18 protein-coding genes are annotated in these 24787 nt (G+C 64.6%); 4 read left to right on the forward strand and 14 right to left on the reverse strand.

The window, feature by feature from the left end; translation table 11 throughout:
• Positions 1-47 precede the first annotated feature (47 nt).
• The 3 genes from AB5Y68_RS03575 to AB5Y68_RS03585 form a co-directional block, all read right to left on the reverse strand.
• On the reverse strand, positions 48-818 hold the full coding sequence (locus tag AB5Y68_RS03575; protein WP_010674674.1) for an ABC transporter ATP-binding protein: 771 nt from the start codon (positions 816-818) through the stop codon (positions 48-50).
• On the reverse strand, positions 811-1863 hold the full coding sequence (locus tag AB5Y68_RS03580; RefSeq protein ID WP_039039121.1) for an iron ABC transporter permease: 1053 nt from the start codon (positions 1861-1863) through the stop codon (positions 811-813). The genes AB5Y68_RS03575 and AB5Y68_RS03580 overlap by 8 nt, the downstream gene beginning before the upstream one ends.
• 101 nt (positions 1864-1964) lie before the next feature.
• Complete coding sequence (locus AB5Y68_RS03585) at positions 1965-3086, reverse strand: ABC transporter substrate-binding protein (protein ID WP_039039122.1); 1122 nt, start codon at positions 3084-3086, stop codon at positions 1965-1967.
• Positions 3087-3682: 596 nt separating this feature from the next.
• Here AB5Y68_RS03585 and AB5Y68_RS03590 point away from each other — a divergent pair.
• Positions 3683-6901, forward strand: a complete 3219-nt coding sequence (locus AB5Y68_RS03590) for an ExeM/NucH family extracellular endonuclease (RefSeq protein WP_039039123.1) — start codon at positions 3683-3685, stop codon at positions 6899-6901.
• A gap of 158 nt (positions 6902-7059) precedes the next feature.
• Here the strand turns inward: AB5Y68_RS03590 and AB5Y68_RS03595 are convergent, their stop codons facing one another.
• Positions 7060-7599: a glycine zipper 2TM domain-containing protein gene (locus AB5Y68_RS03595; protein WP_010674678.1), complete on the reverse strand. Its 540-nt coding sequence runs from the start codon at positions 7597-7599 to the stop codon at positions 7060-7062.
• A 323-nt stretch (positions 7600-7922) separates the two neighbouring features.
• Between AB5Y68_RS03595 and AB5Y68_RS03600 the strand changes: the two genes are divergently transcribed.
• From AB5Y68_RS03600 to AB5Y68_RS03610, 3 genes are all read left to right on the forward strand, one after another.
• Positions 7923-9545 (forward strand): acyl-CoA synthetase, encoded by a 1623-nt coding sequence (locus tag AB5Y68_RS03600; RefSeq protein ID WP_039039124.1) that lies wholly within the window; start codon positions 7923-7925, stop codon positions 9543-9545.
• A gap of 190 nt (positions 9546-9735) precedes the next feature.
• Positions 9736-10434: a YafY family protein gene (locus AB5Y68_RS03605; RefSeq protein ID WP_039039173.1), complete on the forward strand. Its 699-nt coding sequence runs from the start codon at positions 9736-9738 to the stop codon at positions 10432-10434.
• 66 nt (positions 10435-10500) lie between these two features.
• Positions 10501-10821 (forward strand): hypothetical protein, encoded by a 321-nt coding sequence (locus AB5Y68_RS03610; RefSeq protein ID WP_039039125.1) that lies wholly within the window; start codon positions 10501-10503, stop codon positions 10819-10821.
• Between the two features lie 92 nt (positions 10822-10913).
• On the opposite strand, the gene hisIE is transcribed toward AB5Y68_RS03610, so the two are convergent.
• The 10 genes from hisIE to hisD all read right to left on the reverse strand — a co-directional run bounded on the left by hisIE (position 10914) and on the right by hisD (position 24769).
• Complete coding sequence (gene hisIE, locus AB5Y68_RS03615; RefSeq protein ID WP_029314506.1) at positions 10914-11549, reverse strand: bifunctional phosphoribosyl-AMP cyclohydrolase/phosphoribosyl-ATP diphosphatase HisIE; 636 nt, start codon at positions 11547-11549, stop codon at positions 10914-10916.
• On the reverse strand, positions 11542-12315 hold the full coding sequence (gene hisF / locus AB5Y68_RS03620) for an imidazole glycerol phosphate synthase subunit HisF (RefSeq protein ID WP_010674684.1): 774 nt from the start codon (positions 12313-12315) through the stop codon (positions 11542-11544). The genes hisIE and hisF overlap by 8 nt, the downstream gene beginning before the upstream one ends.
• 178 nt (positions 12316-12493) lie before the next feature.
• Entirely contained in the window at positions 12494-16465 is a 3972-nt protein-coding gene (locus AB5Y68_RS03625; protein WP_039039126.1) for a PAS domain S-box protein, read from the reverse strand.
• Positions 16462-18615, reverse strand: coding sequence for a PAS domain S-box protein (locus AB5Y68_RS03630; RefSeq protein WP_080769902.1), 2154 nt, complete (start codon positions 18613-18615; stop codon positions 16462-16464). The genes AB5Y68_RS03625 and AB5Y68_RS03630 overlap by 4 nt, the downstream gene beginning before the upstream one ends.
• A complete protein-coding gene (locus AB5Y68_RS03635) occupies positions 18608-19717 on the reverse strand; it encodes a two-component system response regulator (RefSeq protein ID WP_010674688.1) in 1110 nt (369 codons plus the stop codon). The genes AB5Y68_RS03630 and AB5Y68_RS03635 overlap by 8 nt, the downstream gene beginning before the upstream one ends.
• A 131-nt stretch (positions 19718-19848) precedes the next feature.
• The gene (gene hisA / locus AB5Y68_RS03640; protein ID WP_039039128.1) at positions 19849-20595 is read right to left on the reverse strand and encodes a 1-(5-phosphoribosyl)-5-[(5-phosphoribosylamino)methylideneamino]imidazole-4-carboxamide isomerase; all 747 of its coding nucleotides are present in this window, start codon (positions 20593-20595) and stop codon (positions 19849-19851) included.
• Positions 20596-20600: 5 nt separating this feature from the next.
• Positions 20601-21224, reverse strand: a complete 624-nt coding sequence (gene hisH / locus AB5Y68_RS03645; protein WP_039039129.1) for an imidazole glycerol phosphate synthase subunit HisH — start codon at positions 21222-21224, stop codon at positions 20601-20603.
• Entirely contained in the window at positions 21224-22357 is a 1134-nt protein-coding gene (gene hisB, locus AB5Y68_RS03650; RefSeq protein WP_039039130.1) for a bifunctional histidinol-phosphatase/imidazoleglycerol-phosphate dehydratase HisB, read from the reverse strand. The genes hisH and hisB overlap by 1 nt, the downstream gene beginning before the upstream one ends.
• Before the next feature lie 19 nt (positions 22358-22376).
• A complete protein-coding gene (hisC, locus tag AB5Y68_RS03655; protein ID WP_039039131.1) occupies positions 22377-23447 on the reverse strand; it encodes a histidinol-phosphate transaminase in 1071 nt (356 codons plus the stop codon).
• Positions 23444-24769: a histidinol dehydrogenase gene (gene hisD, locus AB5Y68_RS03660; protein WP_039039132.1), complete on the reverse strand. Its 1326-nt coding sequence runs from the start codon at positions 24767-24769 to the stop codon at positions 23444-23446. Before hisD ends, hisC begins: the two co-directional genes overlap by 4 nt.
• Positions 24770-24787 lie beyond the last annotated feature (18 nt).

Below are 24787 nucleotides of genomic sequence, written 5' to 3' on the forward strand. Positions count from 1 at the left end.
CCCGCCAGCGCGTGGGGCGGTGGTCGCCGGGGTGGCGCAGTACTGTGTCATGATGTCTTTCGCAGGGTTCTGAGGAAGGGGATGCCGTGCTGATCGTGGCTTATCTCCACCGGCACCTGGTAGAGGCGCTCGATGAGGGCCGCGTCGAGCACCCGGGCGGGGGGGCCGAAGGCCTGCAGATCTCCCCCTGCCAGCACGATCAGCTGATCGGCAAACTGGGCGGCCAGGTTGAGATCGTGCAGCACCACCAGGGTGATCCACTGCTGCTCCCGGGTCTGCTGGCACAGGTGCTCCATCAGTTGCATCTGGTGGTGCAGGTCCAGGGCGCTGACCGGCTCGTCCAGCATCATGATGCGGGGGTCGCGCAGCAGCACCTGGGCGAAGAGCACCATCTGCCGCTGGCCGCCGCTCAGGGAGTAGAGGGGGCGATCCGCCAGATGGGCGATGCCGAGCGCCTGCAGGGCGCGGCCGGCAGCCAGGATGTCCTCGTCCGCGAGGCGCATGGAGAGGCTGTCGAGGCGCCCCAGCACCACCACTTCGATGACGCTGAGGTCCAGCTCCAGCTGGATGTTCTGGGGCATGTAGCCAAACTGCTGGCGCCACCTGGCTTGTGTCATCTGGCGGGCACTCTGGTCCCCGAGGCGAATGTCGCCACTGTCCGGGGTCAGTTCACCAAAGAGGGTGCGCATCAAGGAGGTCTTGCCGGTCCCGTTCGGGCCGATGATCACATGGACCTGACCCGGATGCAGAGTGAGGCTGAGATCCCGCAGCAAGGTCTGCTGGCCGAGGGAGAGGGAGAGTCGGGATATTTCAAGCACGTTTACGCCCCCTGCCGAGGATCAACCAGATGAAGAAGGGCACGCCAATGAGCGCAGTGACGATGCCGATGGGGAAGAGGGCCCCCGGAATGATGGACTTGGAGAGCACCGAGGCCGCCGAGAGCATGCAGGCGCCGCACAGGGCGGAGAGGGGGATCAAGAAGCGCTGATCTTCCCCCACCAGCATGCGGGCGATATGGGGGGCCACCAGGCCGACGAAGCCGATCACGCCGACGAAGCTGGTGGCGGTGGCGGTGAGCAGAGCAACCAGCACCAGGGTCTTCATGCGCAGTCTGTCGACGTTGACCCCGAGGCTGCGGGCGCGGGCTTCCCCGAGGCGCAGGCTGGTGAGGGCCCAGGCATCCCGGTAGATGAGCAGGGTGCAGATCAGGGTGACGACGGCGGTGATGATCAGGGAGTCCCAGGTGGTGCGCATCAGGCTGCCAAACAGCCAGAACAGGATCTGCTGGTTGAGTTCGGGGGAGGAGAGGAACTGCAGCAGGGAGAGCAGGGACTGGAACAGGAACAGCAGGGCGATGCCCGCCAGGATCAGGGTCTGGCTGCTGACATGGCGCATCATGGCCAGTCCAAACAGCAGGCAGGCGGCAAACATGCACAAAATGAAGGCACCGGCCGGGATGGCCACCAGGGGAGGAAGTCCGAGGCCGCCGGTGTAGAGGGCCAGCGCCGCGCCAAGGCCCGCCGCCGCCGCGAGCCCGAGGGTATAGGGACTGGCGAGGGGGTTGTCCAGCAGGGTCTGCATCTGCACGCCGCCAAGGCCGAGAGAGGCGCCGACCACCAGGGCCATGAGGGCGATGGGCAGGCGCATGTCGTGGACGATGGTGCGGGTCATGGGATCGGCCTGGGTGGGGGAAACCAGGGCATCGATCACGTCGTGCAGGGCCAGCAAGGAGGGGCCGGTGGCGATGTCGAGCACCAGGGTAATGCACAGGACCAGGGCGAGCAGCAGGAGCCAGTGCCAGCGACGGCGCTCCCGTTGCCGCTGCCGGGCGAGGGTCTGCTGCAGGGCAGCCAAATCATTCATGATGTCAATCCTGAAACGGGCGCCGCAAGAGGCGCCCACACAATCCAAGAGGGTTGCTGAAGAGGGGGTGGCCGAGGTGGGCCGCACCCGAAGTGCCGGGGTTAGCTTGCGTCATCCTGCTTGATGCCCAGCATGAAGGTGCCCTGGGGACGGATGGGCAGATAGTGCTGGTAGAACGCCTGATAGGTGGCCAGGGGATCGAGATCCTGGAAGAGGTCCGGATAGAGGGCCTTGGCCATGAACTCGATGAGGGCGGCATCCATGATGCTGCGGGTGGCGCCGTGATAGACCGCGTAGAGGCGACCCTCCTTCACCGCAGGCAGCTCGCTCCAGCCCGGACGGGCGGCAAAGCCTTGCAGACGCTGGCGCACGGTCTCTGCCGACACATCCTGGCCCACCTGCATGGCGACGGCACTGCTCACGCTCTCGTAGCCCGCCATCAGGATCACCTCGGGCTTGCTCGCCAGCAGTTGTTCCGGGTGGATGGGGCCCCAGCGATCGACGAAGGGGGCGGCCACGTTGTCGCCACCGGCCAGCAGGGCCATGGCGCCCCACATGTCCTTGCCATAGGTGTAGCTGTACTCGGCCGGACCCTTGTCACCCAGCTCGATGTAGACCCGGGGCGGCGTGCGCTTCGCGGCGGCAATGCGGGAGGTGATGGTGTCAATCTTGGCCTTGTACTCGTCGGCCATCTTCCGGGCGCGGGCCTCCTGGCCGGTCAGCTTGCCAAGCAGCAGGGTGCTCGCCATGTGCTGTGCCAGGGTCTGGGCGTTGTAGTCGATGACCACCACCGGGATCCCCGCCTGCTCGAGGCGTGGCAGGTCCGCGGCCAGGGCTTCATATTGCCACTTCGCCAGGATCACCAGGTCGGGCTTGACCGCCAGGGTCTTCTCGATGGAGAAACTCTGATCCTGCACGTTGCCAAGGTCGGGGACCTTGGCCAGTTGTGGCTGGCTGGCCACGTAGAGAGACCAGATGGCGGGACGGGACTTCATGAACCAGCCCAGGGACATGCCCACCAGGCGTTCGGCCCCGCCTTCACCGGCCACCGCCAGGTAATCTTCGGGATAGAAACCGAGCACGATGCGGTTTGCCGGAAGGCTGAGGGAGACCTTGCGGCCCATCACATCTTCCACTTCAACGGGGGGGGCGGCCTGCGCCATCCAGCTCACCAGGACGAGCTGGCCGAGCAGCAGCAACTTTGCCAGGGGGTGACGAAACATCTTGTAGCACCTCGAGAATAGAGACGGTCAAAAAAGAAAGTGAGAACTATTGCCATTCGCGAGCGCAAAAGCAACAAACGTTTGTGTCATCCCCTCTCTTGTTATTTCTGTCATTACTGGAACCGGTTCCACTAGAGCACCAGGAGAGAGTCTCATCCCCCGGTTTTCTGCCTTCTCGGGCCACGAAGGGAGTGGCGCCCGGTATGGCACCCATGGATTTGTCCATGATCCGGAGTCTGTGACTGGCGCTGTTCACGAAATGGTACCGGGCAGGGGCCGCCGTAGTGTTCCCCCCGTCTGCCCCGGCGCCGATGTCGCTCCCTGACAGAGGCCGCCAGCAGGGGCTGGGGGGCGACAACTTCCTGCGCAGCGATGGCAGACACTGCCCATTCGGGTATTGCCCGTCACCTTGGCGCAACATTTTGTTGTCATTGTTAGCCAGCTCGCAGCAGCCCCGGCGCCGACGGGGCAGAGTGGGCGCGCAGTTTCGGCCGGGGGCTGACATGCCTCCCGTTGATGGCTGCATCCAAGGTGCTGCGGCCCGCCTTGTGCGGGGCGCCAATAACATGATCTGCAAATAAAAAAGGAAACTGACCATGTCAGGAAGACACTCTCTGGTGGCGCTGGCCGTCGGGCTGGCCCTCGCTGGACAGGCACAGGCGCAACTGCTCATCACCGAATACCTGGAAGGCTCGGGCAACAACAAGGCGGTGGAGCTGAGCAACCTCGGCAGCGACGCCGTCGATCTCTCCCAATACCGGCTGGCCCTCTACGCCAACGGCAAACCCATCACCGATGCCCCCACCAACAGCCTGGCGCTGCAAGGCACCCTCGCCCCGGGCGCCACCCTGGTGCTGGCCAACCCCTCAGCAAATGCCGAGATCCTGGCCAAGACGACCCAGACCAGCGGCAACCTGGTGTTCAACGGTGACGACGCCCTGGTGCTCTATCGCGGCAGCGAGATAATCGACAGCGTCGGCCAGGTAGGGGTGGATCCCGGCACGGCCTGGGTGTCGGGCAACGTCTCGACCCTGGACATGACCCTGCGCCGCAAGGCCACCGTCACCATGGGCCGCACTGATGCGACGTCCCCTTTTGATCCGGCGCAGGAATACGTGGCCGCCCCGAAAGATGACGCCAGTGGCCTGGGGTGCAGTGGCGATGGCCCCTGCGATGGTACCCAGCCGCCCGCCTTCGTCTGCCCGGTGGATCAGTTGGTGCCGGTGCCCGCCATTCAGGGCCCGGGCACCAGCAGCCCGCTGGTGCCAGCCGGCAAGTTCGAATCGGAACAGGCTTACGCCACCCGCGGCGTGGTGACCCAGGTAGTGAGCGGCCTCTACAAGGGCTTCTTCATTCAGGACGAGCAGGGGGACGGGGATGCGGCTACCTCCGACGGCCTCTTCGTCTACAGCACCAAGGCCAACGCTGCCGTCGTGCCGGGGGCCGAGGTGTGTGTGTCTGGCAAGGTGAAGGAGTATTTCAACCAGACCCAGATCAACGCAGACGAGCTGGTGGTGACTCGGCCCGCTGGGGCAGTGCCGGCGGCAGTGGATCTGGTGCCGGTGGCGGGGGAGAGCCTGACCGAGCTGCTGGAGCGTCACGAGGGGATGCAGGTGCGGCTGGTGCCTGAATCCAGCCTGGTGGTGACCCGCAACTTCAGCTTCGATTACGACGGCAAGCGCAACAACCTGGTGCTCTCTTATGGCGCGCCGCTCATCAAGTCGACCCAGAAATTTGCCGCCATGAGCCAGGAGGCGAGCGACTGGGCCCTTCGCAACCAGCAGAACCAGCTGGTGGTGGAGACCGACGCCAAGGCGCCGGACGGTGTGCTGCCCTGGTTCCCCGGCTTCAACGCCGAGGACGGTTACCTGCGCATCGGCGACAAGCTCAACGGGCTGGAGGGGGCCCTCGGTTACTCCTACAACCTGTTCAGGCTGGTGGCCAGCAACCGCATCGACGCCAGCCAGATAGATCACAGCGGCTGGGATCGGGTGGAAACCCCCGAGCTCGCCGAGGCGGGGGATCTGCGGGTCGCGAGCTTCAACGTGCTCAACTTCTTCACCACGGTGGTGGGGGGCGATGCCAACCCCACCGGCAGCAACCGGGGCGCCATGACGGTGGCGGAGTTCGAGCTGCAGCGCACCAAGATAGTCAGCGCCATCACCCGCCTCAATGCCGACGTGGTGGGGCTGATGGAGATAGAGAACAACGGCTACGGTGACAACTCCGCCATCGCCAACCTGGTGGCGGCCTTGAACGCGGCCCTGCCGGACGAGGCGGATCACTACCGCTGGATTGCCTCGCCGGATGGCAAGCCCATTGGCACCGACGCCATCACGGTGGGCCTCATCTACCGACCCGCCAAGGTGACCCCGGAGGGGGTCGCCGGCCTCATCGCGCTGCCGGTGCAGCAGGCCGAGGCGGTGGACGCCAGCGGCAAGCCGGTGACCATCAATCAGGGGATGCGCGAGTCGCTGGTGCAGCGCTTCAGCTCGCCCAAGGGGGATGCGCCCCTGACCCTGGTGGTCAACCACCTCAAGTCCAAGGGCTCCGCCTGCTTCGAGGATTACCCCGACTACGCCAGCGCCGATCCGCTGGATGGCCAGGGTCACTGCAACGCGCTGCGGGTCTCCGCCGCCAAGGTGCTGGGGGAGCACCTCAAGGATCTGGCCGGGGATCTGCTGCTCATCGGCGACATGAACGCCTACGGCATGGAAGATCCCATCCGGGTGCTGACCGACTATGATCCGGCCGCTCAGGCGCGCCAGATCATGAGCGCCTCCTTCACCACCCTGGCGGGCCAGCCCTTCGAGGAGAGCGGCAGCGCCCTTGGCAAGGGGTATGGGTTTGTGAACCTCAACACCCGCTTCCACGGCACCGACACCTACTCCTACAGCTATGAAGGGGAGCTCGGCAACCTGGATCACGCCCTGGCAAACCCGAGCCTCGCGGCCAAGGTGATCGGCATTGAGGATTGGCACATCAACTCCGCCGAGAGCAACTTCTTCGAGTACGGCAGCAAGTACAGCGGTCACTTGGCGAAATCCGAGGGCCCCTTCAGCGCCTCGGATCACGATCCGGTGCTGGTAGCCATCCAGTATCCGCTGCCGCCCGCCGGGGTATTGAGCCTCGAGAGCGCCGCTGCGAACGTGGAGGAGGGGAATACCTTGTCCCTGAGTGTCAGTCGCAGCGATGGCAGCCACGGGGAGGCGAGTGTGAGTTATCGCATCGTCCATGGCAGCGCGGACGCAAGCGACGTGGCACCCCTCACCGGTACCCTGCACTGGGCTGCCGGGCAGAGCGAGCCCCAGACCATCAGCATCCCGGTGAAAAGCGACACCCTGCACGAGGGGGACGAGACCTTTACCCTGGAGCTGTTTGACCCGAGTGGCGCGACCCTGGGGGATCAGCACCAGACCCTGGTGACCATCAAGGACAAGCTGGCGCCGTCCACCATCTCGCTGGCTCAGGCCAGTATCACGGTGAACGAGGGGCAGTGGTTTGCCGAGATCCCCCTGGTGCGAAGCGGCGATCTCAGCAAGCCGGCCCGGGCCCGGGTGGCCCTTGACGGGGTCACGGCGCGCTGGGGGCTGGATTTCCTGCCCTGGTTCAGCCAGACCGTGAGCTGGGCCGCGGGCGAGGGGGGCAGCAAGTCGGTCAAGGTGCTGATCATCGATGACTGGTTTGTCGAGCCCACCGAGCAGTTCAGGGTGAGCCTCGAGCGGGTGGAAGGGGGCCAGCCCGGCGCCTTGCAGCAGACCCGGGTCGACATTCTGGACAACGACAAGTCCTGGTGGCCCTTCGGTCGCCACTGAGGATGAGGTCTCAATATAAAAAGGGGCCTGCGGGCCCCTTTCTTAGTTGGGAAGACGTTTGTTGGGAAGACCTGTTGCAGACAGGTTGGGTTGCGAAGATGAAAAAGGCCCACCGTCGTGGTGGGCCTTCCTCATGGCAGGGCGCTCCTACCGGAGTATCAACCCTGCGCGTTGCTCAGTACCAGCTTGCCATCCTTGACCGGAATGGTGGGGCCGGGTTGCTTCTCCATGCGTACCACCCCTTCCTGGCCGGCGAGACGGTAGGTGACGTCATAGCCGATGGTGCGGGTGCTGCTCTCCTGCACCGTCTTGCAGCGCTGCTCCGTGGTGGTGTAGGTATCACCCGCCTGCATGTTGCCCTGCACCTGATTCCCGGCATAACCCCCTGCCACGGCACCGGCGGCGGTGGCCACCTTCTTGCCGCTGCCACCGCCAAACTGGTGGCCGACCACGCCGCCCAGGGCCGCGCCAACCACGGTACCCAGGATCTTGTGCTCGTCCTGCACCGGCTTGCGGTGGGTCAGGGTGACGTTGCGGCACTCCTGACGCGGCGTCTTGATGGTCTCGGTCACCGGCTTGCTGGCCAGCACCTCGGCAAACTGGGGCTCTGATGAAAACAGGGATCCGCTGGCGACCGCCGACAATGCCAGCGCAGAGGCCACACCGATCCCGACACCTGCCAACATGGATTTGTTCATCACTCTTCTCCTCGTACTCATACCCGTTGAGGGCTTGGGATCATTCTTGGCATTTTGCGCCGCAGGCTCAAGGCAAGGGCCACGGGATCGCGACAGGGGCTGACTGCGCAAAAAGTGACCGCGCAAAAATAGCGTCGGCGATTGGCGACAGGGGGAGCAGGGCCGAGGGCCCCTAAGACGTTTCGCTAATACCTGGGATCTGCCCCCCTTGATACCCTTTCATCCGGTTCCAGCCGGCATCCTGGCCCCGCATCAGGGCGCAATGCCGGTCGTGGTGAACCGCGAGAGCCACCCCGTTTTGTGTCCCTGTGAGGAAGGATCCGATGACAGAGCAGAACATGTACGACGCCGGCCTTGGCAAGACGCCCGCCAATTTCGAGGCGCTGACCCCCTTGAGCTTTCTGGGGCGGGCCGCCCGGGTCTATCCCGACTATCCGGCGCTGATCCACGGGCCCCTTCGCCAGAGCTGGGCCCAGACCGAACGCCGTTGCCGCCAGCTCGCCTCGGCCCTGCGCCGTCGCGGCATTGGCGAGGGGGACACCGTCTCCATCGTTGCCCCCAATGTGCCGGCCATGTTCGAGGCGCACTTCGGGGTACCCATGAGCGGCGCCGTGCTCAACACCATCAATACCCGGCTCGATGCGGACGCCATGGCCTTCATCTTCCAGCACGCCCGGAGCAAGGTGGTGCTGGTGGACCGGGAGTTCGGCGCCGTGGTGCGAAAGGCGCTCTCTCTCATTGATAGCCAGCCCCTGGTGATCGCCATCGACGATCCCCTCTACCGGGAAGGGGAGCTGGTCGGCGAGCTCGACTACGAGGGGTTCATCGCCCTGGGGGACGGGGACGAACCCGGCTGGCTGCCGGCGGACGAGTGGCAGGCCATTTCCCTCAACTACACCTCCGGCACCACGGGGAACCCCAAGGGGGTGGTCTATCACCATCGCGGCGCCCACCTCAATGCGGTCAACAATGCCCTCTCCTGGGAGCTGCCCAAGCACCCCGTCTACCTCTGGACCCTGCCGATGTTTCACTGCAACGGCTGGTGCTTCCCCTGGACCCTGGCGGCCACCGCCGGGGTGAGCGTCTGTCTGCGCCACGTGCAGGCGGCGGCCATCTACGGGGCGCTGCGCGAACACAAGGTGAGCCATTTCTGCGCCGCCCCCATCGTGCTCAATATGCTCAACAATGCCGATCCGGCCCTCAAGCAGGGACTCGACCACCCGGTCAAGGCGATGACGGCGGGGGCAGCGCCACCCGCCACCGTGATCGCCGGCATGGAGGCCATGGGGATCGCCGTGACCCATGTCTATGGCCTCACCGAAACCTATGGCCCCTGCGTGGTGTGCGAGCCGCAAAGACGCTGGCAGGGGCAGGATGCCACCACCCTCTCCCGTCTCAAGGCGCGCCAGGGGGTGGCCTCCCCCCTGCAAGGGGAGATGCGGGTCATCAACCCCGTCAGCGGCGAGCCGGTCCCCATGGATGGCAAGACCCTGGGAGAGATAGTGCTGCGGGGCAACATTGTCATGAAGGGCTACCTCAAGAACCCGGCGGCGAGCGAGGAGGCGATGGCACAGGGATGGTTTCGAAGCGGGGATCTCGCGGTCTGGCACCCGGACGGCTATGTGGAGATCAAGGACAGATCCAAGGACATCATCATCTCCGGCGGGGAGAACATCTCCAGCCTGGAGGTGGAGGATGTGCTCTATCGCCACCCCGATGTGGAAGAAGCCGCGGTGATCGCCATGCCGGACGAGACCTGGGGGGAGGTACCCTGCGCCTTCGTCAAGCTCAAGGAGGGGCGCGAGCTCACCCAGGCCGAGCTCATCGGGTTCTGCCGCGAGCAGATGGCCCACTTCAAGGCCCCCAAGCGCATCATCTTCACCCCGCTGCCCAAGACCTCCACCGGCAAGGTGCAAAAATTCATGCTGCGCAAGCAGTTGGCGTGACGACAAAGGCGCCGCGCCATCAACGGGCCTGCGGGCCCGTTTTGTGTTGCGCGATGCAAAGAAGCAGGGCCTCGCCGGTAGCGGTCGCCAGCCAACAAGACGTGCCTTTCGAGCCCGTCCCGGCTTACCATGGCCGCCATGTCCCGCCAGCCTGAGGATGCCTGTGAGAAAATCGGACCGACTGTTTCAACTGACCAACCTGCTGCGGGCGCATCAACCCCTGACCGCCCGGGATCTGGCGACGCGCCTGTGCGTGTCGGAGCGCACCATCTACCGCTATGTCGACGATCTCTCTTTGGCGGGCATTCCGGTTTACGGGGAAGCCGGGCTGGGCTATCGGCTGAGCGAGGGGTTCGAAATGGCCCCGTTGCAACTGAGTGCGGCCGAGCTGGAGGCCCTCATCACCGGGGTGAACCTGGTGGCGGTGCTGACGGGCAAGGGGATGGCCGATCCGGCCCGCGCCCTGCTCGCCAAGATTGAGGCGGCCCTGCCCGCCAAGGAGGCTCGGGCACCTCGCGTCCCCGTGGTGCGGGTGCCGGACTATTCCACGGCGCAGCCTGCATACGCTCGCTGGGACAGGTTGCACGACGCCATCACGGCCGGTCACTGGCTGCACATTGGCTACCGGGATGCCAGCGCCAGCAGGACGGAACGTCAGCTCTTTCCCCTCGGGCTCTTCTACTGGGGCGGATGCTGGACGCTCGGCGCCTGGTGTGCGCTGCGCCGGGCCTACCGGGATTTCAGGGTGGATCGCATCGACACCCTGGCGCCGTGCCGACCGGGAGAAGGGGCACCACCTGGCGCGACCCTGGCCGATTACCTTGCCCTGCGCCAGTCGGACGCGTTCCCCCCTGGGCGCAGTGGCGCCGAAAAAGTCATTCAGGACTGACACAAGGCTGTCAGTAGCCCTTCGTTATGCTGGGTTTTCCAGACCATCCACAACGGAGAAAACGAGATGATCATCAAGGGTGACATGCAACAGGCAGGGGGCGTCGAATTTGCCACCTTCAGGCTCAGGGAAGGGGTGACGGAGGCGGATTTGCTCGCCCTGTCACGGCGGGTCGAGTCCGAGTTTCTTGTCCAGCAATCCGGGCTCATCATGCACTGCCTGCTGCGCGGCGCCGACGGCCTCTATGCCGACGTGGTGATGGCCCCCAGCCAGTCGCTGGTGGAAGCCTATTGCCAGCAGTGGCTGCACAACGACGTGGCAGGGGAGTACCTGACCCTGCTTGACCATGACTCGGTCAACATGAGCTTCTGGACCCGTATCGGCTGAGGGCGGCGCGGGGCCTGCCATCCCCCGGCGAGGTGGCAATCATGAAATGAAACGGGCCCACAGGGCCCGTTTTGTTGAACAGAATTCAATAATTACTTGGTGTGGCGCTCATGCAGGCGCTGCACCACATCCTTCAAACCCAAGCCTTCGTTTTGCAGCAAGACGGTCAGGTGGTAGAGCAGGTCAGCGGATTCGTTGATGAGCTCTTCCCTGTCTTTCGCCATGGCGGCCAGGGCCACTTCCACCCCCTCTTCACCCACCTTCTGGGCGATGCGCTTGGTGCCTTTGCCATAGAGGCTGGCGGTGTAGCTGGTGGCGGGATCTGCCCCTTTGCGTGATGCCAGGATCTGTTCGAGCTCGGCCAGGAAGCCGAGCGGCGGCACGGGGTGGCCGTCGAAGCAGGAGGGGTTGCCCAGATGGCAGGTGGGGCCGACCGGGTCGGCGGCAATGAGCAGGGAGTCCTGATCACAGTCGGTGGTGATGGCGACGAGCTTGAGCACATGGCCCGAGCTCTCGCCCTTGGTCCACAGGCGCTGCTTGCTGCGGCTGAAGAAGGTGACCTGGCCGGTGGTCTGGGTCTTTTCCAGCGCCTCGCGGGTCATGAAGCCCTGCATCAGCACTTCGCCGCTGAGGGAATGCTGGACGATGGCGGGGATCATGCCCTCACACTTGGCCCAGTCCAGGCGCTCGGCCAGCGGCAATGCATTGTCTACTGCTTGATTATTCACGGATGGCGACTCCTTCGTTTTTCAGCCAGCGTTTCAATTCGGGAATGGGAATGAGGCCCTTGTGGAACACGGAGGCGGCCAGCGCCCCGTCCACGTCGGCCAGGGTAAAGGCATCGCGAAAGTGCGCCATGGCCCCGGCGCCGCCGGAGGCGATGAGGGGCACCTTGCACACGGCGCGCACCAGCTTGAGCTGCTCAAGGTCGTACCCCTGACGCATGCCGTCCTGGTTCATCACGTTGAGCACTATTTCCCCGGCGCCCCGGCGCTGCACTTCCTGTACCCACTCCAGGGTGGTCCAGGTGGTGGTGCGGGTGCGGCTCTCGTCGCCGGTAAACTGTTTGACCTGATATTGACCGAGGGCGGCATCGAAGTAGGAGTCGATACCCACCACCACGCACTGCACGCCGAAGCGCTCGGCGAGCCGGGTGATCAGGGTGGGATCGGCCAGGGCGGGGGAGTTGATGGAGACCTTGTCGGCACCGAATTCCAGGATCTGGCGGGCATCCTCCACGCTCTTGATGCCGCCGGCGACGCAGAAGGGGATGTCGATGACTTCCGCCACCCGGCTTACCCAGCTCTTGTCCACTACCCGTTCGTCGCTCGAGGCGGTGATGTCATAGAAGACCAGCTCATCGGCGCCCTCGGCGGCGTAGCGGCGGGCGAGGTCGACAATGCCGCCCATCACCTCGTGGTTGCGAAACTGCACGCCCTTGACCACCACGCCATCTTTGACGTCGAGGCAGGGGATAATACGCTTTGACAACATGCTCATTGCTCCATGTAAAGCACGGTTAAAGAAACGTCGTTCTGCCGCCGGCGTTGGCCCGGGCGGCGGACGGGAACAGGGTTGGCATGCCTTGAACGGGGGCCCCTGACGGGGGAAACGACAGGCCCGGCAGGCCGTCTCGTCGCCTCTGGGCACCCCACTATATGCATGACTTTATTCAGTGATTCAACCCTTTGTCGCCCTTCACCTGCCCAGGATGGCAGGCTGGCGCCTCGGGGAGGGGAGCCCGATCGTCCGGGTGGGTCTCGTCCGTTGCCATATGCTGGCGCAGGGTGAGCAGGGCGGCATCAAAATCAAACGCCTTCAGTTGCCTGGTCAGGGTGTCGCTGCGAGACCCCAGCATGAGGCGAAGGGGACCGGCATACTGCTCGTAGAGGGGGATCACGGCGGTGTCGCTTTGCACCAGCAGGGCTTCCATCTGGCCCAGCAGTTGCTGGCGCCACTGATCTCCCAGGGGCACCAGATCGGTGGTCGGGGCGGCGAGATCGTCCCCGAGCAGAGCGCAAAGGGCGGCGATCTCCTCATCGATGGATGACATGAGTCCGGTGGGCTCAGTGTCGCCGCCCGCGATGGCCTGCTCCAGGGCCAGGCAGTGGCGCGACAGCTCATGTGCCCCCAGGGTGCTCGCCACGCCGCGCAGGCTGTGGGCCATGCGGGTTGCATCGCGGTGCTCCCCGGCCTGCAAGTGGTGGTGCAGCCGCGCCATGTCCTGGCCATGCTCATGGATGAAGTAGCGAAGCAGGGCCAGGTATTTCTCCTGATTGCCGTTGAGGGTCGCCAGACCCTGGTCGAGATCCAGGCCCGGGTGTGCCTGCAGGCGGGCAAGGGGGCCTGTCACGGGATGGCGAGTGCTGTCGTCCGGGGCAAGCTCGGGGACCTTGCTCTGGGGCAACCAGCGCTGCAGGGCGTCAAACAGCTTGGCGGGGGTGACGGGCTTGGCAATGAAATCGTTCATGCCGGCCGATGCGCTCGCCTTTCTGTCCTCCTCGAAGGCGCTGGCGGTGAGCGCCAGGATGGGCAGCCTGTCCATGCCGGGCAGGGCCCGGATGGCGCGAGTGGCGCTGTAGCCATCCATCACCGGCATCTGTATGTCCATCAGGATGAGGTCGAAGGGGTGCTGGCTGACGCGGGTCAGGGCCTCCTGGCCGTTGACGGCCGTCTCGATGACGAGGCCGCTGTGGCACAGGAGCTCGAGCACCACTTCCCGGTTGATGGCGTTGTCTTCCACCAGCAGGACTCGGGCGTGGCGAGGGAAGCTGAAGGACTGTTGGTTCCCCTGCTCGGACGGGGTCCGGGAAGGAGCGTCCTCTTTTGCCTTGAACAGCCTGGCGGTAAACCAGAAGCAGCTTCCCTGGCCTGGCTCGCTGGTGACCCCGACCTCGCCCCCCATCAGGGCGGCGATCCGGCTGGTGATTGCAAGGCCAAGGCCAGTGCCGCCATATCTGCGAGTGGTGGAGACATCCGCCTGTTCGAACGCCTGGAACAGCTTTTCGCGCTGCGCAGGGGTGATGCCGATGCCGGTGTCTTCCACCTCGAAGCGCAGCAGGTAGCCGGTGGTGAGGGGGCGGGCCAGCCTGACGCGCAGGGTGACGGTTCCCTGCTCGGTGAACTTGATGGCGTTGGTCGCATAGTTGAGCAGGGCCTGGCGCAGGCGGGTGATGTCACCGTGCACCCAGGCGGGGGTATCGCCGATGTCCGTCACTATGGTGAGCCCCTTGGCCCTGGCCTGGTCGCTCATCAGGGTGCGGACGTTGTCCAGCATGGCGGTGAGGGAGAAATCGGTCAGATCCAGCGTCATCTTGCCCGCATCGATCTTGGAGAGATCCAGGATGTCGTTGAGGATGCTGAGCAGGTGCTGGGCGGCAGTGTCTATCTTGGTCAGCCGTTCGAGGTCGGTGGGATCCCGGGTGTCGCGCTTGAGCAGATAGGTGAGCCCCAGGATGGCGTTCATGGGGGTGCGGATCTCGTGGCTCATGTTGGCAAGGAAGGCGCTCTTGGCGTGGTTGGCGCTTTCGGCCCGCTGGTGGGCCTGGGCCAGCTGCCGGGTGCGCTCGTTGACCATCTCCTCCAGGTGGTAGCGATACTGGTCCAGCTCCTCGCCGAGCTGCTTCTTCTCGGTGATGTCGGCCTGGACCGTGACGTAGTGGGTGATTTCACCGCTCTCCTGGCGGATCGGCGATACCGTGGCCAGCACCTGGTAGTGGGAGCCATCCTTGCGCTGGTTGATGAATTCGCCATGCCAGCGCTGGCCGTGGTTGATGGCATCCCACAGGGCGACATAGCTGGCATCCGGGGTGAGGCCTGAGCGCAGCAGGGACGGGGTCCGGCCTATCACTTCGTGCTGCTGGTAACCGCTGGCGGCGAGGAAAGCGGGGTTGACGTACTCGATGCGCGCCCGGGTGTCGGTGATGAAGACGCCGTCAGGGCTCTGTTCGAGGGCCAGGGACAACTGGCGCAACTGCTGCTCGGCCAGCTTGCTCTGGGTGATGTCCAGATGGATGCCAAGGAGGCGCACGGGCCGCTGCTGGGCGTCCCGATAGACGCTCCCTTTGCTCACCAGCCAGCGGATGCCGCCATCTGGCAGCAGGATCCTGAACTCCAGCTCGACGGGGGCGCCGCTGACCGCCCGCTCCGCCAGCAACTGCTCGATGCGGGGCCTGTCATCCGGATGCAGGCAGGCTTGCCAGGCGGCAAGCTCGCCGAGCGCCTCGGCACTGCGGCCATAGAGGCGGGCACATTCCGGCGAGAAGAAGAGGCGGTTGCTGACCATGTCCCATTCCCAGATGCCGACATGGGCTCCTTCCTGGGCCATCAGCAGGCGCTGTTCGCTCTCGCGCAGGGCGCTGCTGACGGTTTCGGCGCGCACCCGTGCACTGATGGCGTCGTCCATCAGGTTCAGGGCTGCGAGGCGAGCACGACGCTGGGTATCGAGCGCCATCTGCTGATTGTGTTGCAGGCGCTGCTCCGCGAGCTTGCGCTCCGTGATGTCCTGCACGGTGCCGTAGAGCTCGAGTATGGTGCCATCCCTGTCCCTGAGCGCCGCCCCGCGGGCAATGACCCAGGCGGTCTCCCCCTGCTCCGTGATCACTTCGGCATCGCACTCGTAGGGCTGCCCGTCCATCCTGCAGCGCTCGACGGCCTGGGCCACCGTGTGCCACCCCTCCTGGGTGAAGTATTTTCTGACCTCGGGATAGACGGCGGGGGGGAGGGCCGGATCCCGGCCATAGATGCGATAGATCTCCGGTGACCAGAAGTGGCTGTCATCGGCCACGCGCCAGCGCCAGTTCCCTATCTTGGCGAGACGCTGGGACTCGCGCAGTATGGCTTCGTTGCGGCGCAGCGCCTCCTCGGTCTCCTTGTTCTGCCGGTTGTCCTCGATGATGGAGATGAAGTAGTCGGGATTGCCTTCGGCGTCGCGCACCAGGGCCACCGTCAGGGTGGTCCAGATGATCTCGCCCCCCTTGTGCAGGTAGCGCTTCTCCAGGGTGTAGTGGGGGATTGTCCCCGCCAGCACCCGGGCCACGTGGGCCTCATCGAGGTAGAGATCGTCCGGGTGGGTCAACTGCTGGAACGTCATCCCGGTGAGTTCGTCGGCCCGGTAGCCCAGGATGTGGCACAGCCGCTGATTGACACGCAGCCAGTGTCCATCGGGGGAGACCAGGGCGATGCCGACCGCCGCCTGTTCGAAGGTGACCTGGAAGCGGTTCTCGCTCTGCTGCAACTGGTTCTGGGTGTTCATCAGCTCCTGCCAGCGCAGGACCTCTCTGGCCCGGGCGCGATGAAAGGCGGCACTGAGCACGCTGATGAGCAGACCGTTGGCGATGAGCAGGCACCATTGCACCAGATCCTGGCCAGCCTCGACACTCAGTGAATAAATGGGGGGGAGCATGAAATAGCTGGTGACCAGGGCGGTGATCAGGGTGCAGAGCAGACCTGGCAACAAGCCCCCCAACAGGGCGCAAACGATGATGGGCAACATGAAGAGAACCAGCAGCGGTCGCTCGCCAAAGGCAATGGGCAGCTGGACCCGGATTTGCAACATCAGAACGGGCAGCAGCACGGCCAGCAGGGAGATCCCCCAGCGCTGGGTGGAGGGGCGCACATGCCACAGGGGTGACCAGCTCATCATGGGAGATCCTCCGGTGGCATGGGGGCCTGGGGATAGGGGGGCGGCACTCCGAGCTGACGGGAGAGCCCGTTGATCTGGTGCTTGAGGGCCAGCATGGCGAGCTCCCTGTCCACCATCACCTTGTTGAACCGCTCCAGCTCATGGTTCTGCTGGCGCAGCTCGCTGGCCTGGCGGGTCAGGGCCTGTTCAACCTGCTCCCGTTCGGTGACATCGAGCAGAATGCCGATGATGGCGGGCTGACCGAGGTAGTCGACGCGCCGCCCGTACAGCTCGACCTCCAGAGATTCCCCGTGCTGATGCAGGGCACTGAAGCGGGTGTGAATATCGCGCGCGTCCTGCTCGCACGCGCGCACCAGCTCGGCGACCCTGGTGCTGTCCTTGGGAGCGGCAAGGGCGTGCAACTGGCCAACGGCGATCAGCGCCCCCGGAGTGTCATAGCCAAACAGTCGGGCAAAACAGGGGTTGATGTAGCAGAGTCGACCTTGCTGGATGATGTAGATCCCGGCAAGGGATTGCTCCACCAGGGCACGGAACAGCCCCTCCCGCTCTCGCAAGTCGGCCTCGGCCCGTTTGAAATCCGTGATGTCCCGAGAGATGCCGAAGATCCCGATCACCTGCCCCTCGCTGTCTTGCAAGGGGCCTTTGGTTGCGAGAAACACATGCTCGCCATCGGGCAGGGTCAGGTACTCCTCCTCGGTCTGCACCCGGTTGCGCTCTATGACCTGGCGCCCGGATGCCATCAGCATCTGCGCCTGCTGCGGCGGGAAGAGCGTCAGATCATCCTGGCCCAGCACCTCGTCAACCGGCTTGCCGACAAACTGGCTGGCGGCCCGGTTGAAGAGGATGTATCTGCCCTCCTTGTTCTTGGCGAAGATGGCGTCTTCCGAGCTGTCGGCGATGGCGGAGAGCAGTTGCAACGCCTCCAGCCGCTGGGACTGGGAGTGCTGGAGCTGCTCGGCCATCTGCAGCCGGGTGTGCTGGCGCAGCAGGATGATGCCGGCGTTGGTGACAAAGAGCACCAGCAGGCCGATGAGACCGATCCAGACGCTCTCCTTGAAGGTGGCCTGGTAGAGTTCCGCCTTGTCGATCTTGGCCAGCAGGTACCAGTCCGTGTTCATGACCGGATAGACAACCCCGAAGACCTCGCTGCCCCGGTAATCCTGGCCATAGAGTACCTGGGGCGTGCCGCGTTCGGCGAGCCGCAAATACTGGGCTGCCAGCAGGGTGGGGTGGGTGACGGGATAGTGCAGGGTGAGAGCCGGTTCCGGGCGATAGCGCAGGCTACTCAGATAGTGCACCTGATCCCCCTGCTGGCGAAACAGAATGGCTTCTCCGCTGCTGTCTGGGACGGGCCAGGCCCCCAGGATCTGATCGAGCCAGCGATTTGCGCTTATCTGCATCACCAGCACGGGGGCAGGTCCTGCAGCGACCTCCAGATTGACCAGAAAATCCAGCCTGGCGTGACCGCGATCATCGAGATAGGGACCAAGACGCATGACGTTGCCCTGCTCGAGCCGTGGCAGGGCGTCACGCAACGTGGCATTCATGGTGTCGCCACCCGGGGTATGCCACAGGGGTTGCCCGGCAGGATTGAACACGGCCGCACCGTGAAATCCGCGTACCGAGATGAATTCGAGCAGCCTTGCCAGTGGTGGCGTGATCGCTTCGGGTGAGGATGGTGCTTGTCCGGGGCGATAGAAATCAGTACTGCCCAGACCCTTTATGAGCTGGTGAATATCCTCCTCGTGGGTACCGAGCCACTCGGTGACGCGCTGGCTCTTGAGATCGGCGATGGCTTCGAGACGAGCCACCTCCTTGTTGCGTGCCAGTTCGATGTTGCGGGCGATGGCCATGGCGGTCAGGGCCAGAATGAGCCCGTTGAGCAACAGGAAGGGGATCCATTGACGCCGCGTAAAGACAGGTGTGCTGCCGGTGGTGTCAATGCGACGACGCAGCATGGCATAGAGCATGAGGGCCGTGATGAGGATAAAGAGCCAGCCCTTGATGGTGCTTGCCATGGCGAACTGGGCAGGGGTGCTGAACAGCCACTCCACCGCCTTGTCGGAGAGCAGGATCCACAGGCTTGCCACGGCGGCATAGGTGAGCACGACGTTGAGCACATGTGCCCGGGTCAGAGGAGCCTCAGCCATCCACGGCCTCGCTGCCATCCTGGTAGCGTTCGGCAATGGTGACGAACGCGTCGAAATGGCGATCGAAGGCGGTCACGACATCGGGGTCGAAATGGTGGCCACTGCCGGAGAGGATGAGGGCGCGAGCCTCGTCGTAGCTCATGGCCGGCTTGTAGACCCTGGCGCAGATGAGGGCGTCAAACACGTCTGCCAGTGCCATCAGGCGGGCCGAGAGGGGTATGGCGTCCCCTTGCAAGCCGTCCGGGTAGCCGCTGCCATCCCACTTCTCGTGGTGCCAGTGGGCGATCTCCTTGGCCAGGGTGAGGAAGGCCAGGGGCTGCTCCATGTCCTGTTCGGCCTCCTCGATGGCATCGCTGCCGAGCTTGGCGTGGGTGCGCATGATCTGCCACTCCTCCGGGGTCAGCTTGCCCGGCTTGAGCAGGATGTGGTCGGGAATGCCCACCTTGCCAATATCATGAAGCGGTGCGGAGCGGCTCAGCAGGTCGATGTAACCCGGGGTCAGGGTATCGGCGAAACGGGGGTGATCAGCCAGGGCGCTTGCCAGCAGACGCACATAGCCCTGGGTGCGCAGGATATGGTTGCCGGTTTCGGGGTCGCGGATCTCCGCCAGATGAGCGAGAGCGCGGATGGAGACCTGCTGGATCAGGTCGTTTTCCGCCATTCGCCGCGCGACCTCGGCTTCCAGCGCCGCATTCTGGTTTTGCAGGCCGTCACGGGCCTGCTTGGCCTCCAGCTGGGTACGCACCCGGGCCTGAACGACCACCGGCTTGATGGGCTTGGTGATGTAATCGGCGGCGCCGAGGGAGAGGCCGAACTCCTCGCTCTGGGGGTCGGCGAGGGCGGTGAGCAGAACGACGGGAATACGGCTGCTGATCGGGGACTGACGCAATTGCCTGAGCACTTCATAACCATCCATGCCGGGCATCATCACATCCAGCAGGATGAGGTCAGGCTTTGGATCCGCGCTGACGATGCGCAGGCATTTTTCCCCGCTCTGCGCAGCCAGCACGCGGTAATGAGGCGAAAGCAATTCGGTCAGTACCATCAGATTTTCGGGTGAGTCGTCGACGATCAGGATGGTGGCGTTGTGAGGTGTCAACATATGTCTTCCATGACGCTATCCCTGTGAGGTCGAGTATAGAGCCAATTGCTGCCAAATCATAAGGTTCGCCCCCATCGGGGAGAAAGAGGCCTGCCCGGATGGGCAGGCTGTCTGATGCCGGAAAGGGCGCGTCACGCAGCGCGGCCGTCACCCCAGCAGCGAATGGCTTCTGCCACGTCAAACTTGCCCTCCAGCAGGGCACGGCCGAGGATGATCCCCTTGACGCCGGTTCCCTTGAGCGCCTCGATATCCGCCAGACCGCCGATACCGCCGGAGGCCTGGAAGCCGACGCTCGGGTAGCGGGCACAGAGATCCCGGTAGAGTTCGACGTTGGTGCCCGCCAGGGTACCGTCCCGGCTGATGTCGGTGCAGAGCACGTGTCTGAGCCCGACGGGGAGGAAGCGCTCGATCAGCGCCTCGATGGAGATGCCGCTGTTCTCCTGCCAGCCAGCCACCGCGATGTGGCGATTGCCCTGTTCATCGATGTTGACATCTAGGGCCAGCACGATGCGCTCGGGGCCATATTTCTCCATCCAGCTGGCCACCAGATCCGGGGATTTGACGGCGGTGGAGCCGATCACCACCCGACTGGCGCCAGCCGCCAGCAAGTCGGCCACATCCTGTTCGCTGCGCACACCGCCGCCGACCTGCACCGGTGCCTCGGTGGCGGACAGCAGCTGGGCGATGAGGGCCAACTGGCGGGCCTTGGCATCCTTGGCGCCGTCCAGATCCACCAGGTGCAGCTGCGCCGCCCCCTGGCTGACATAGTCATCGAAGCGGGCCTGCGGGTTGTCGCTGTAGGCGGTTTTCTGGCCGTAGTCGCCCTGGTAGAGGCGCACGACCTGACCGTTGATGAGGTCGATTGCGGGAATAATCATGCCTGTCATAGCTCCAGAAAGTTTTGCAGTAGGCGGGCACCGGCCGGGCCGGATCGCTCCGGGTGGAATTGGGCGCCAAAGAAGTTGTCCCGCCCGACGATGGCGGTAAAGGGCAGGCCGTAGTCGCAGGTCGCCAGGGTCGCGTCGGTCACCTCCAGCGCATAGGAGTGGACAAAGTAGAAGTAGCTGCCGCTGGGAATGCCTTTGAGTAGCGGGTGGGTCTCGTCGTGCTCAATCTGGTTCCAGCCCATGTGGGGCAGGCGCAGGTTGCCTACCTCCATCAGGCGGATCCTGCCAGGCACGATGCCGAGGCAGTCGATGAGTGCTCCTTCGCTGCCATCGGCGCTCATGTTCTCTTCCGAGGCCTGTGCCAGCATCTGCATGCCGAGGCAAAAACCGAGCAACGGCTGCTTGGCGGCGCGAATGAGGGGCACCAGTTCCCGCTCATTGAGGTTCTTCATGGCGGCGATGGCGGTGCCGACGCCGGGCAGGATCAGCTTGTCCGCCTGCTCGATGTCGGCGGCCTTGCAGCTCACCCTGGGTTGCACGCCGAGGCGCTCGAACGCCATGCGCACCGAGGCGAGGTTGGCGCAGCCGGTGTCGATGATGACCAGGTTCTGTTTCCCCATCACAGCACCCCCTTGCTGGAGGGAAGCTCGCTCCCTTCCACGCGAATGGCCTGGCGCAGGGCGCGGCCAAAGCCTTTGAACAGCGCCTCCACCTGATGGTGGGTGTTGCCGCTGCCCACCTTCATCTGCAAGGTGATGGCCATGGCGTCAGAGAGGGAGCGGAAGAAGTGGGGCACCATCTCGGTGGCCATCTCTCCCACGCTGTCGCGACCAAAGCCGCTCGGGCAGTCGAACACGAAGTAGGGACGGCCGCTCAGATCCAGCGCCGTGGCCACGTCCAGCTCGGTCAGCGAGGTGTTGTCAGCCTCCTGGCGGGGACGCCCGTCGATCACCGCCTGCACCTCGTCCATCGCCAGCACGAAGCCGAAGCGGCCGATGCCGCGCTTGTTGCCAAGGGCCTGGCGCAGGGCTTGACCCAGCGCCAATCCCACATCTTCCACCGTGTGGTGATCGTCGATGTGCAGATCGCCGCTCACTTTGAGCTTGAGGCGAAAGCCCGCGTGGGTCGCTATCTGATCCAGCATGTGATCGAAGAAGCCGATGCCGGTGGCGATCTGGTTGCCACCGCTCTTGTCGAGATCCACCGCCACCTGGATGCGGGTCTCCTTGGTGTAGCGCTCCACCTCGGCCACACGCCCCTTGGAGATCAGCTGATCACGAATGGCAGTCCAGCCGTGATCTTGCGGGTGGTAGCGTATGCCGCGGATGCCCATGTTCTCGGCAAGCTGGATGTCGGTCTGTCTGTCGCCAATCACGAAGGAGTTGGCAAAGTCGATGCGGCCCGAGGCGAGATACTCCTTCACCAGCCCAAGGTGAGGCTTGCGGCAGCTGCAACCGTCGGTAGGGAAGTGGGGACAGATCAGCACTTGCTCCCAAGTGACGCCCTGGGATTCGAAGAGGTGCATCATCAGGTCGTGAGGCGGCTGGAAGTTTTCAAGGGGCAGGCTGGCGGTGCCGAGCCCATCCTGGTTGGTCACCATCACCAGCACGTAGCCAGCGGCCTGGAGCTCACGCAGCACAGGTATCACCATGGGCTCGAAGCGCAGCTTCGCAAGGCTGTCCACCTGCTTGTCGGTGACCGGCTCCTCGATCAGGGTGCCGTCACGGTCGATAAACAAAAACGGGGTTTTCATCGCTACATCCTTGCTTGTCTTACAGAGAGGGTGGGGGCAGGTCACGCAGCACGGCGAGCACGGCGTCCATTTCGCCCTGATAGCCGATGGTGATGCGGATACTGTTGTCAAGGCCAGGCTTGCTGGAGAAATCACGCAAGATGATGCCGGCGGCCTTCATGGCGGCGAACACGGCGGCGCCATCTTTGAAGCGCACCAGCACGAAGTTGCCCTTGTCCTCGAACACTTCCTTGACGCAGGACAGACGAAGCAGCTCCGCCTTGATGAGCGCCTTTTGCTTGTTGAGTTCCAGCACCCGCTCCTGCATCAGTTCCAGCCCCATGGGAGAGAGCGCCTGGGCGGCAATCTGGGCGATGGGGTCGGGAATGGGGTAGGGCGCGATCACCTTGGCCAGCATGGCAATCACCTCGGGATCCCCCAGGGTAAAGCCGCAGCGGATCCCCGCCAGGGCGAAGGCCTTGGAGAGGGTGCGGGTCACCACCAGGTTCGGGTATTGGGCGAGCAGGTCCACCACGGAGGCCTCCGGGCAGAACTCGATGTAGGCCTCGTCCACGACGATGATGGCGCGGTCCCGGGCCTTCTCCAGCAGGGCGACGAGTCCCTTGCGGCCCACCAGATCCCCGGTGGGATTGTTGGGGGAGCAGAGGAACACCAGCTTCACGTCAGAGAGGCGATCGGCGATGGCGGGCCAGTCCGGCTGACGGCTGGCGGTCAATGGCTGCTCGACAATCCCCACGCCACAGGTCTCGGCGCTGATGGCGTACATGCCGTAGGTGGGGGGGCAGATGAGGATTTGATCTTCCCCTGCCTCGCAGAAGGTGCGGATCAGCAGCTCGATGGCCTCGTCGGCACCGCGGCTTACCAGCACCTGATCCGGATTGACCCCGGCGTAGGCGGCATAGCCATTCACCACCTCGGCCGGCTGGCACTCGGGATAGCGGTTGAGGCGGCTCCCCTCGACGGTGAAGGGATAGGCCAGGGGGGCCTCGTTGGCATTGAGCCAGACGTGGCCCTTGCCGCCGATGCGGCGCGCGGACTGGTAGGGAGTGAGAGCCCGCACAACGCGACGGGCCAGATTGACGATGCTCATGACAAATCCTTCTGCTGTGCTGTTTGTTGGGGCTCGGCGGCCAGGGCGTTCAACCTGAGGGTGACGGCATGCTTGTGGGCATCGAGCCCCTCGGCCTGGGCGATGCGCTGGACAATGGGGCCAAGGCCGCGAATGCCGTCTGCAGTGAGCTCTTGAACCGTGTAGCGGCGCTGATAGTCGGCAAGCCCCAGGCTCGAGCAGGTGCGGGCATAGCCGTAGGTGGGCAGGGTGTGGTTGGTGCCGCTGGCGTAATCACCGACCGACTCCGGTGTCCATGCCCCGAGGAAGATGGAGCCCGCGTTCTCGAGCTTGTCCAGCAGATCCCGGGGTGCCCGGGTCTGCACGATGAGGTGTTCCGGGGCATAGGCGTTGGAGATGGCGCAGGCCTCCTCCAGGTTGTCGCAGAGGATCACCAGGCTTGCCTTCAGGGCTTGCTCGGCGATGTCGCGGCGGCTGAGGTCGGCGAGCTGCGCCTGGAGCTCGCTGCCGATGGCATCGGCCAGGGAAGCGGAGGTGGTGACCAGCACCACCTGGCTGTCGGGGCCGTGCTCGGCCTGGGAGAGCAGATCCGATGCCACGAAGGCCGGGTTGGCGCTCTCGTCTGCGATCACCAGCACCTCGGAGGGGCCGGCTGGCATGTCGATGGCGGCGCCCCGCCAGTCACGGGAAACCTGGCCCTTGGCTTCGGTCACATAGGCGTTGCCCGGGCCGAAGATCTTGTCCACCTTGGGGATGGTCTGCGTGCCATAGGCCATGGCCGCGATGGCTTGGGCACCGCCGATGGCGAACACTTGACGGACGCCACAGGCGCGGGCGGCAAACAGGATCTCGTCGCTCGCCGGAGACGGGGTGCAGAGCACCACTTCACGACAACCGGCTATGGCGGCCGGAATGGCCAGCATCATCACGGTGGAGGGGAGCGGCGCGCTGCCTCCCGGGACATAGAGGCCGACCCGGCTGATGGGTTGGGTGCGCAGCTCGCACAGTACCCCGGGTTGGGTCTCGACGCGCACGACGGGTTGTACCTGGGCGGCGTGGAAGGTACGGATATTGGCGATGGCGGCCTCGATGGCACCCTTGATGTCATCACCGAGTCGAGCGCAGGCGGCATCCACTTCCGCGTCGCTCACCCGAAGCTGTTCGCGGGGCGCGCGTTCGAAACGCTGGCTCAGCTCGCGCAGGGCCTCATCGCCCCGGCTGCGTACCGCAGCAATGATGTCTCGCACCACGGTACCGATGTCGGCTTCGTCGCCAAGGGCGGGCCGGGTCAGGACCTCGGCTTGCCGGGCGGGGGAGAGGGTCTTCCAGATCAGGGTCTGCATGATGTGTCTTCCTTATTC

It is taken from the genome of Aeromonas sp. R6-1, from assembly GCF_040908165.1.
In the GTDB taxonomy this organism is placed as follows: Bacteria; Pseudomonadota; Gammaproteobacteria; order Enterobacterales; family Aeromonadaceae; genus Aeromonas; species Aeromonas caviae.

Coding starts and splice junctions, on each gene's coding strand:
- AB5Y68_RS03580 (WP_039039121.1), bottom strand. CDS start 1,863: ATGAATGATTTGGCTGCCCTGCAGCAGACCCTCGCCCGGCAGCGGCAA.
- AB5Y68_RS03585 (WP_039039122.1), bottom strand. CDS start 3,086: ATGTTTCGTCACCCCCTGGCAAAGTTGCTGCTGCTCGGCCAGCTCGTC.
- AB5Y68_RS03590 (WP_039039123.1), top strand. CDS start 3,683: ATGTCAGGAAGACACTCTCTGGTGGCGCTGGCCGTCGGGCTGGCCCTC.
- AB5Y68_RS03595 (WP_010674678.1), bottom strand. CDS start 7,599: ATGAACAAATCCATGTTGGCAGGTGTCGGGATCGGTGTGGCCTCTGCG.
- AB5Y68_RS03600 (WP_039039124.1), top strand. CDS start 7,923: ATGACAGAGCAGAACATGTACGACGCCGGCCTTGGCAAGACGCCCGCC.
- AB5Y68_RS03610 (WP_039039125.1), top strand. CDS start 10,501: ATGATCATCAAGGGTGACATGCAACAGGCAGGGGGCGTCGAATTTGCC.
- hisF (WP_010674684.1), bottom strand. CDS start 12,315: ATGTTGTCAAAGCGTATTATCCCCTGCCTCGACGTCAAAGATGGCGTG.
- AB5Y68_RS03625 (WP_039039126.1), bottom strand. CDS start 16,465: ATGATGAGCTGGTCACCCCTGTGGCATGTGCGCCCCTCCACCCAGCGC.
- AB5Y68_RS03630 (WP_080769902.1), bottom strand. CDS start 18,615: ATGGCTGAGGCTCCTCTGACCCGGGCACATGTGCTCAACGTCGTGCTC.
- AB5Y68_RS03635 (WP_010674688.1), bottom strand. CDS start 19,717: ATGTTGACACCTCACAACGCCACCATCCTGATCGTCGACGACTCACCC.
- hisA (WP_039039128.1), bottom strand. CDS start 20,595: ATGATTATTCCCGCAATCGACCTCATCAACGGTCAGGTCGTGCGCCTC.
- hisH (WP_039039129.1), bottom strand. CDS start 21,224: ATGGGGAAACAGAACCTGGTCATCATCGACACCGGCTGCGCCAACCTC.
- hisB (WP_039039130.1), bottom strand. CDS start 22,357: ATGAAAACCCCGTTTTTGTTTATCGACCGTGACGGCACCCTGATCGAG.
- hisC (WP_039039131.1), bottom strand. CDS start 23,447: ATGAGCATCGTCAATCTGGCCCGTCGCGTTGTGCGGGCTCTCACTCCC.
- hisD (WP_039039132.1), bottom strand. CDS start 24,769: ATGCAGACCCTGATCTGGAAGACCCTCTCCCCCGCCCGGCAAGCCGAG.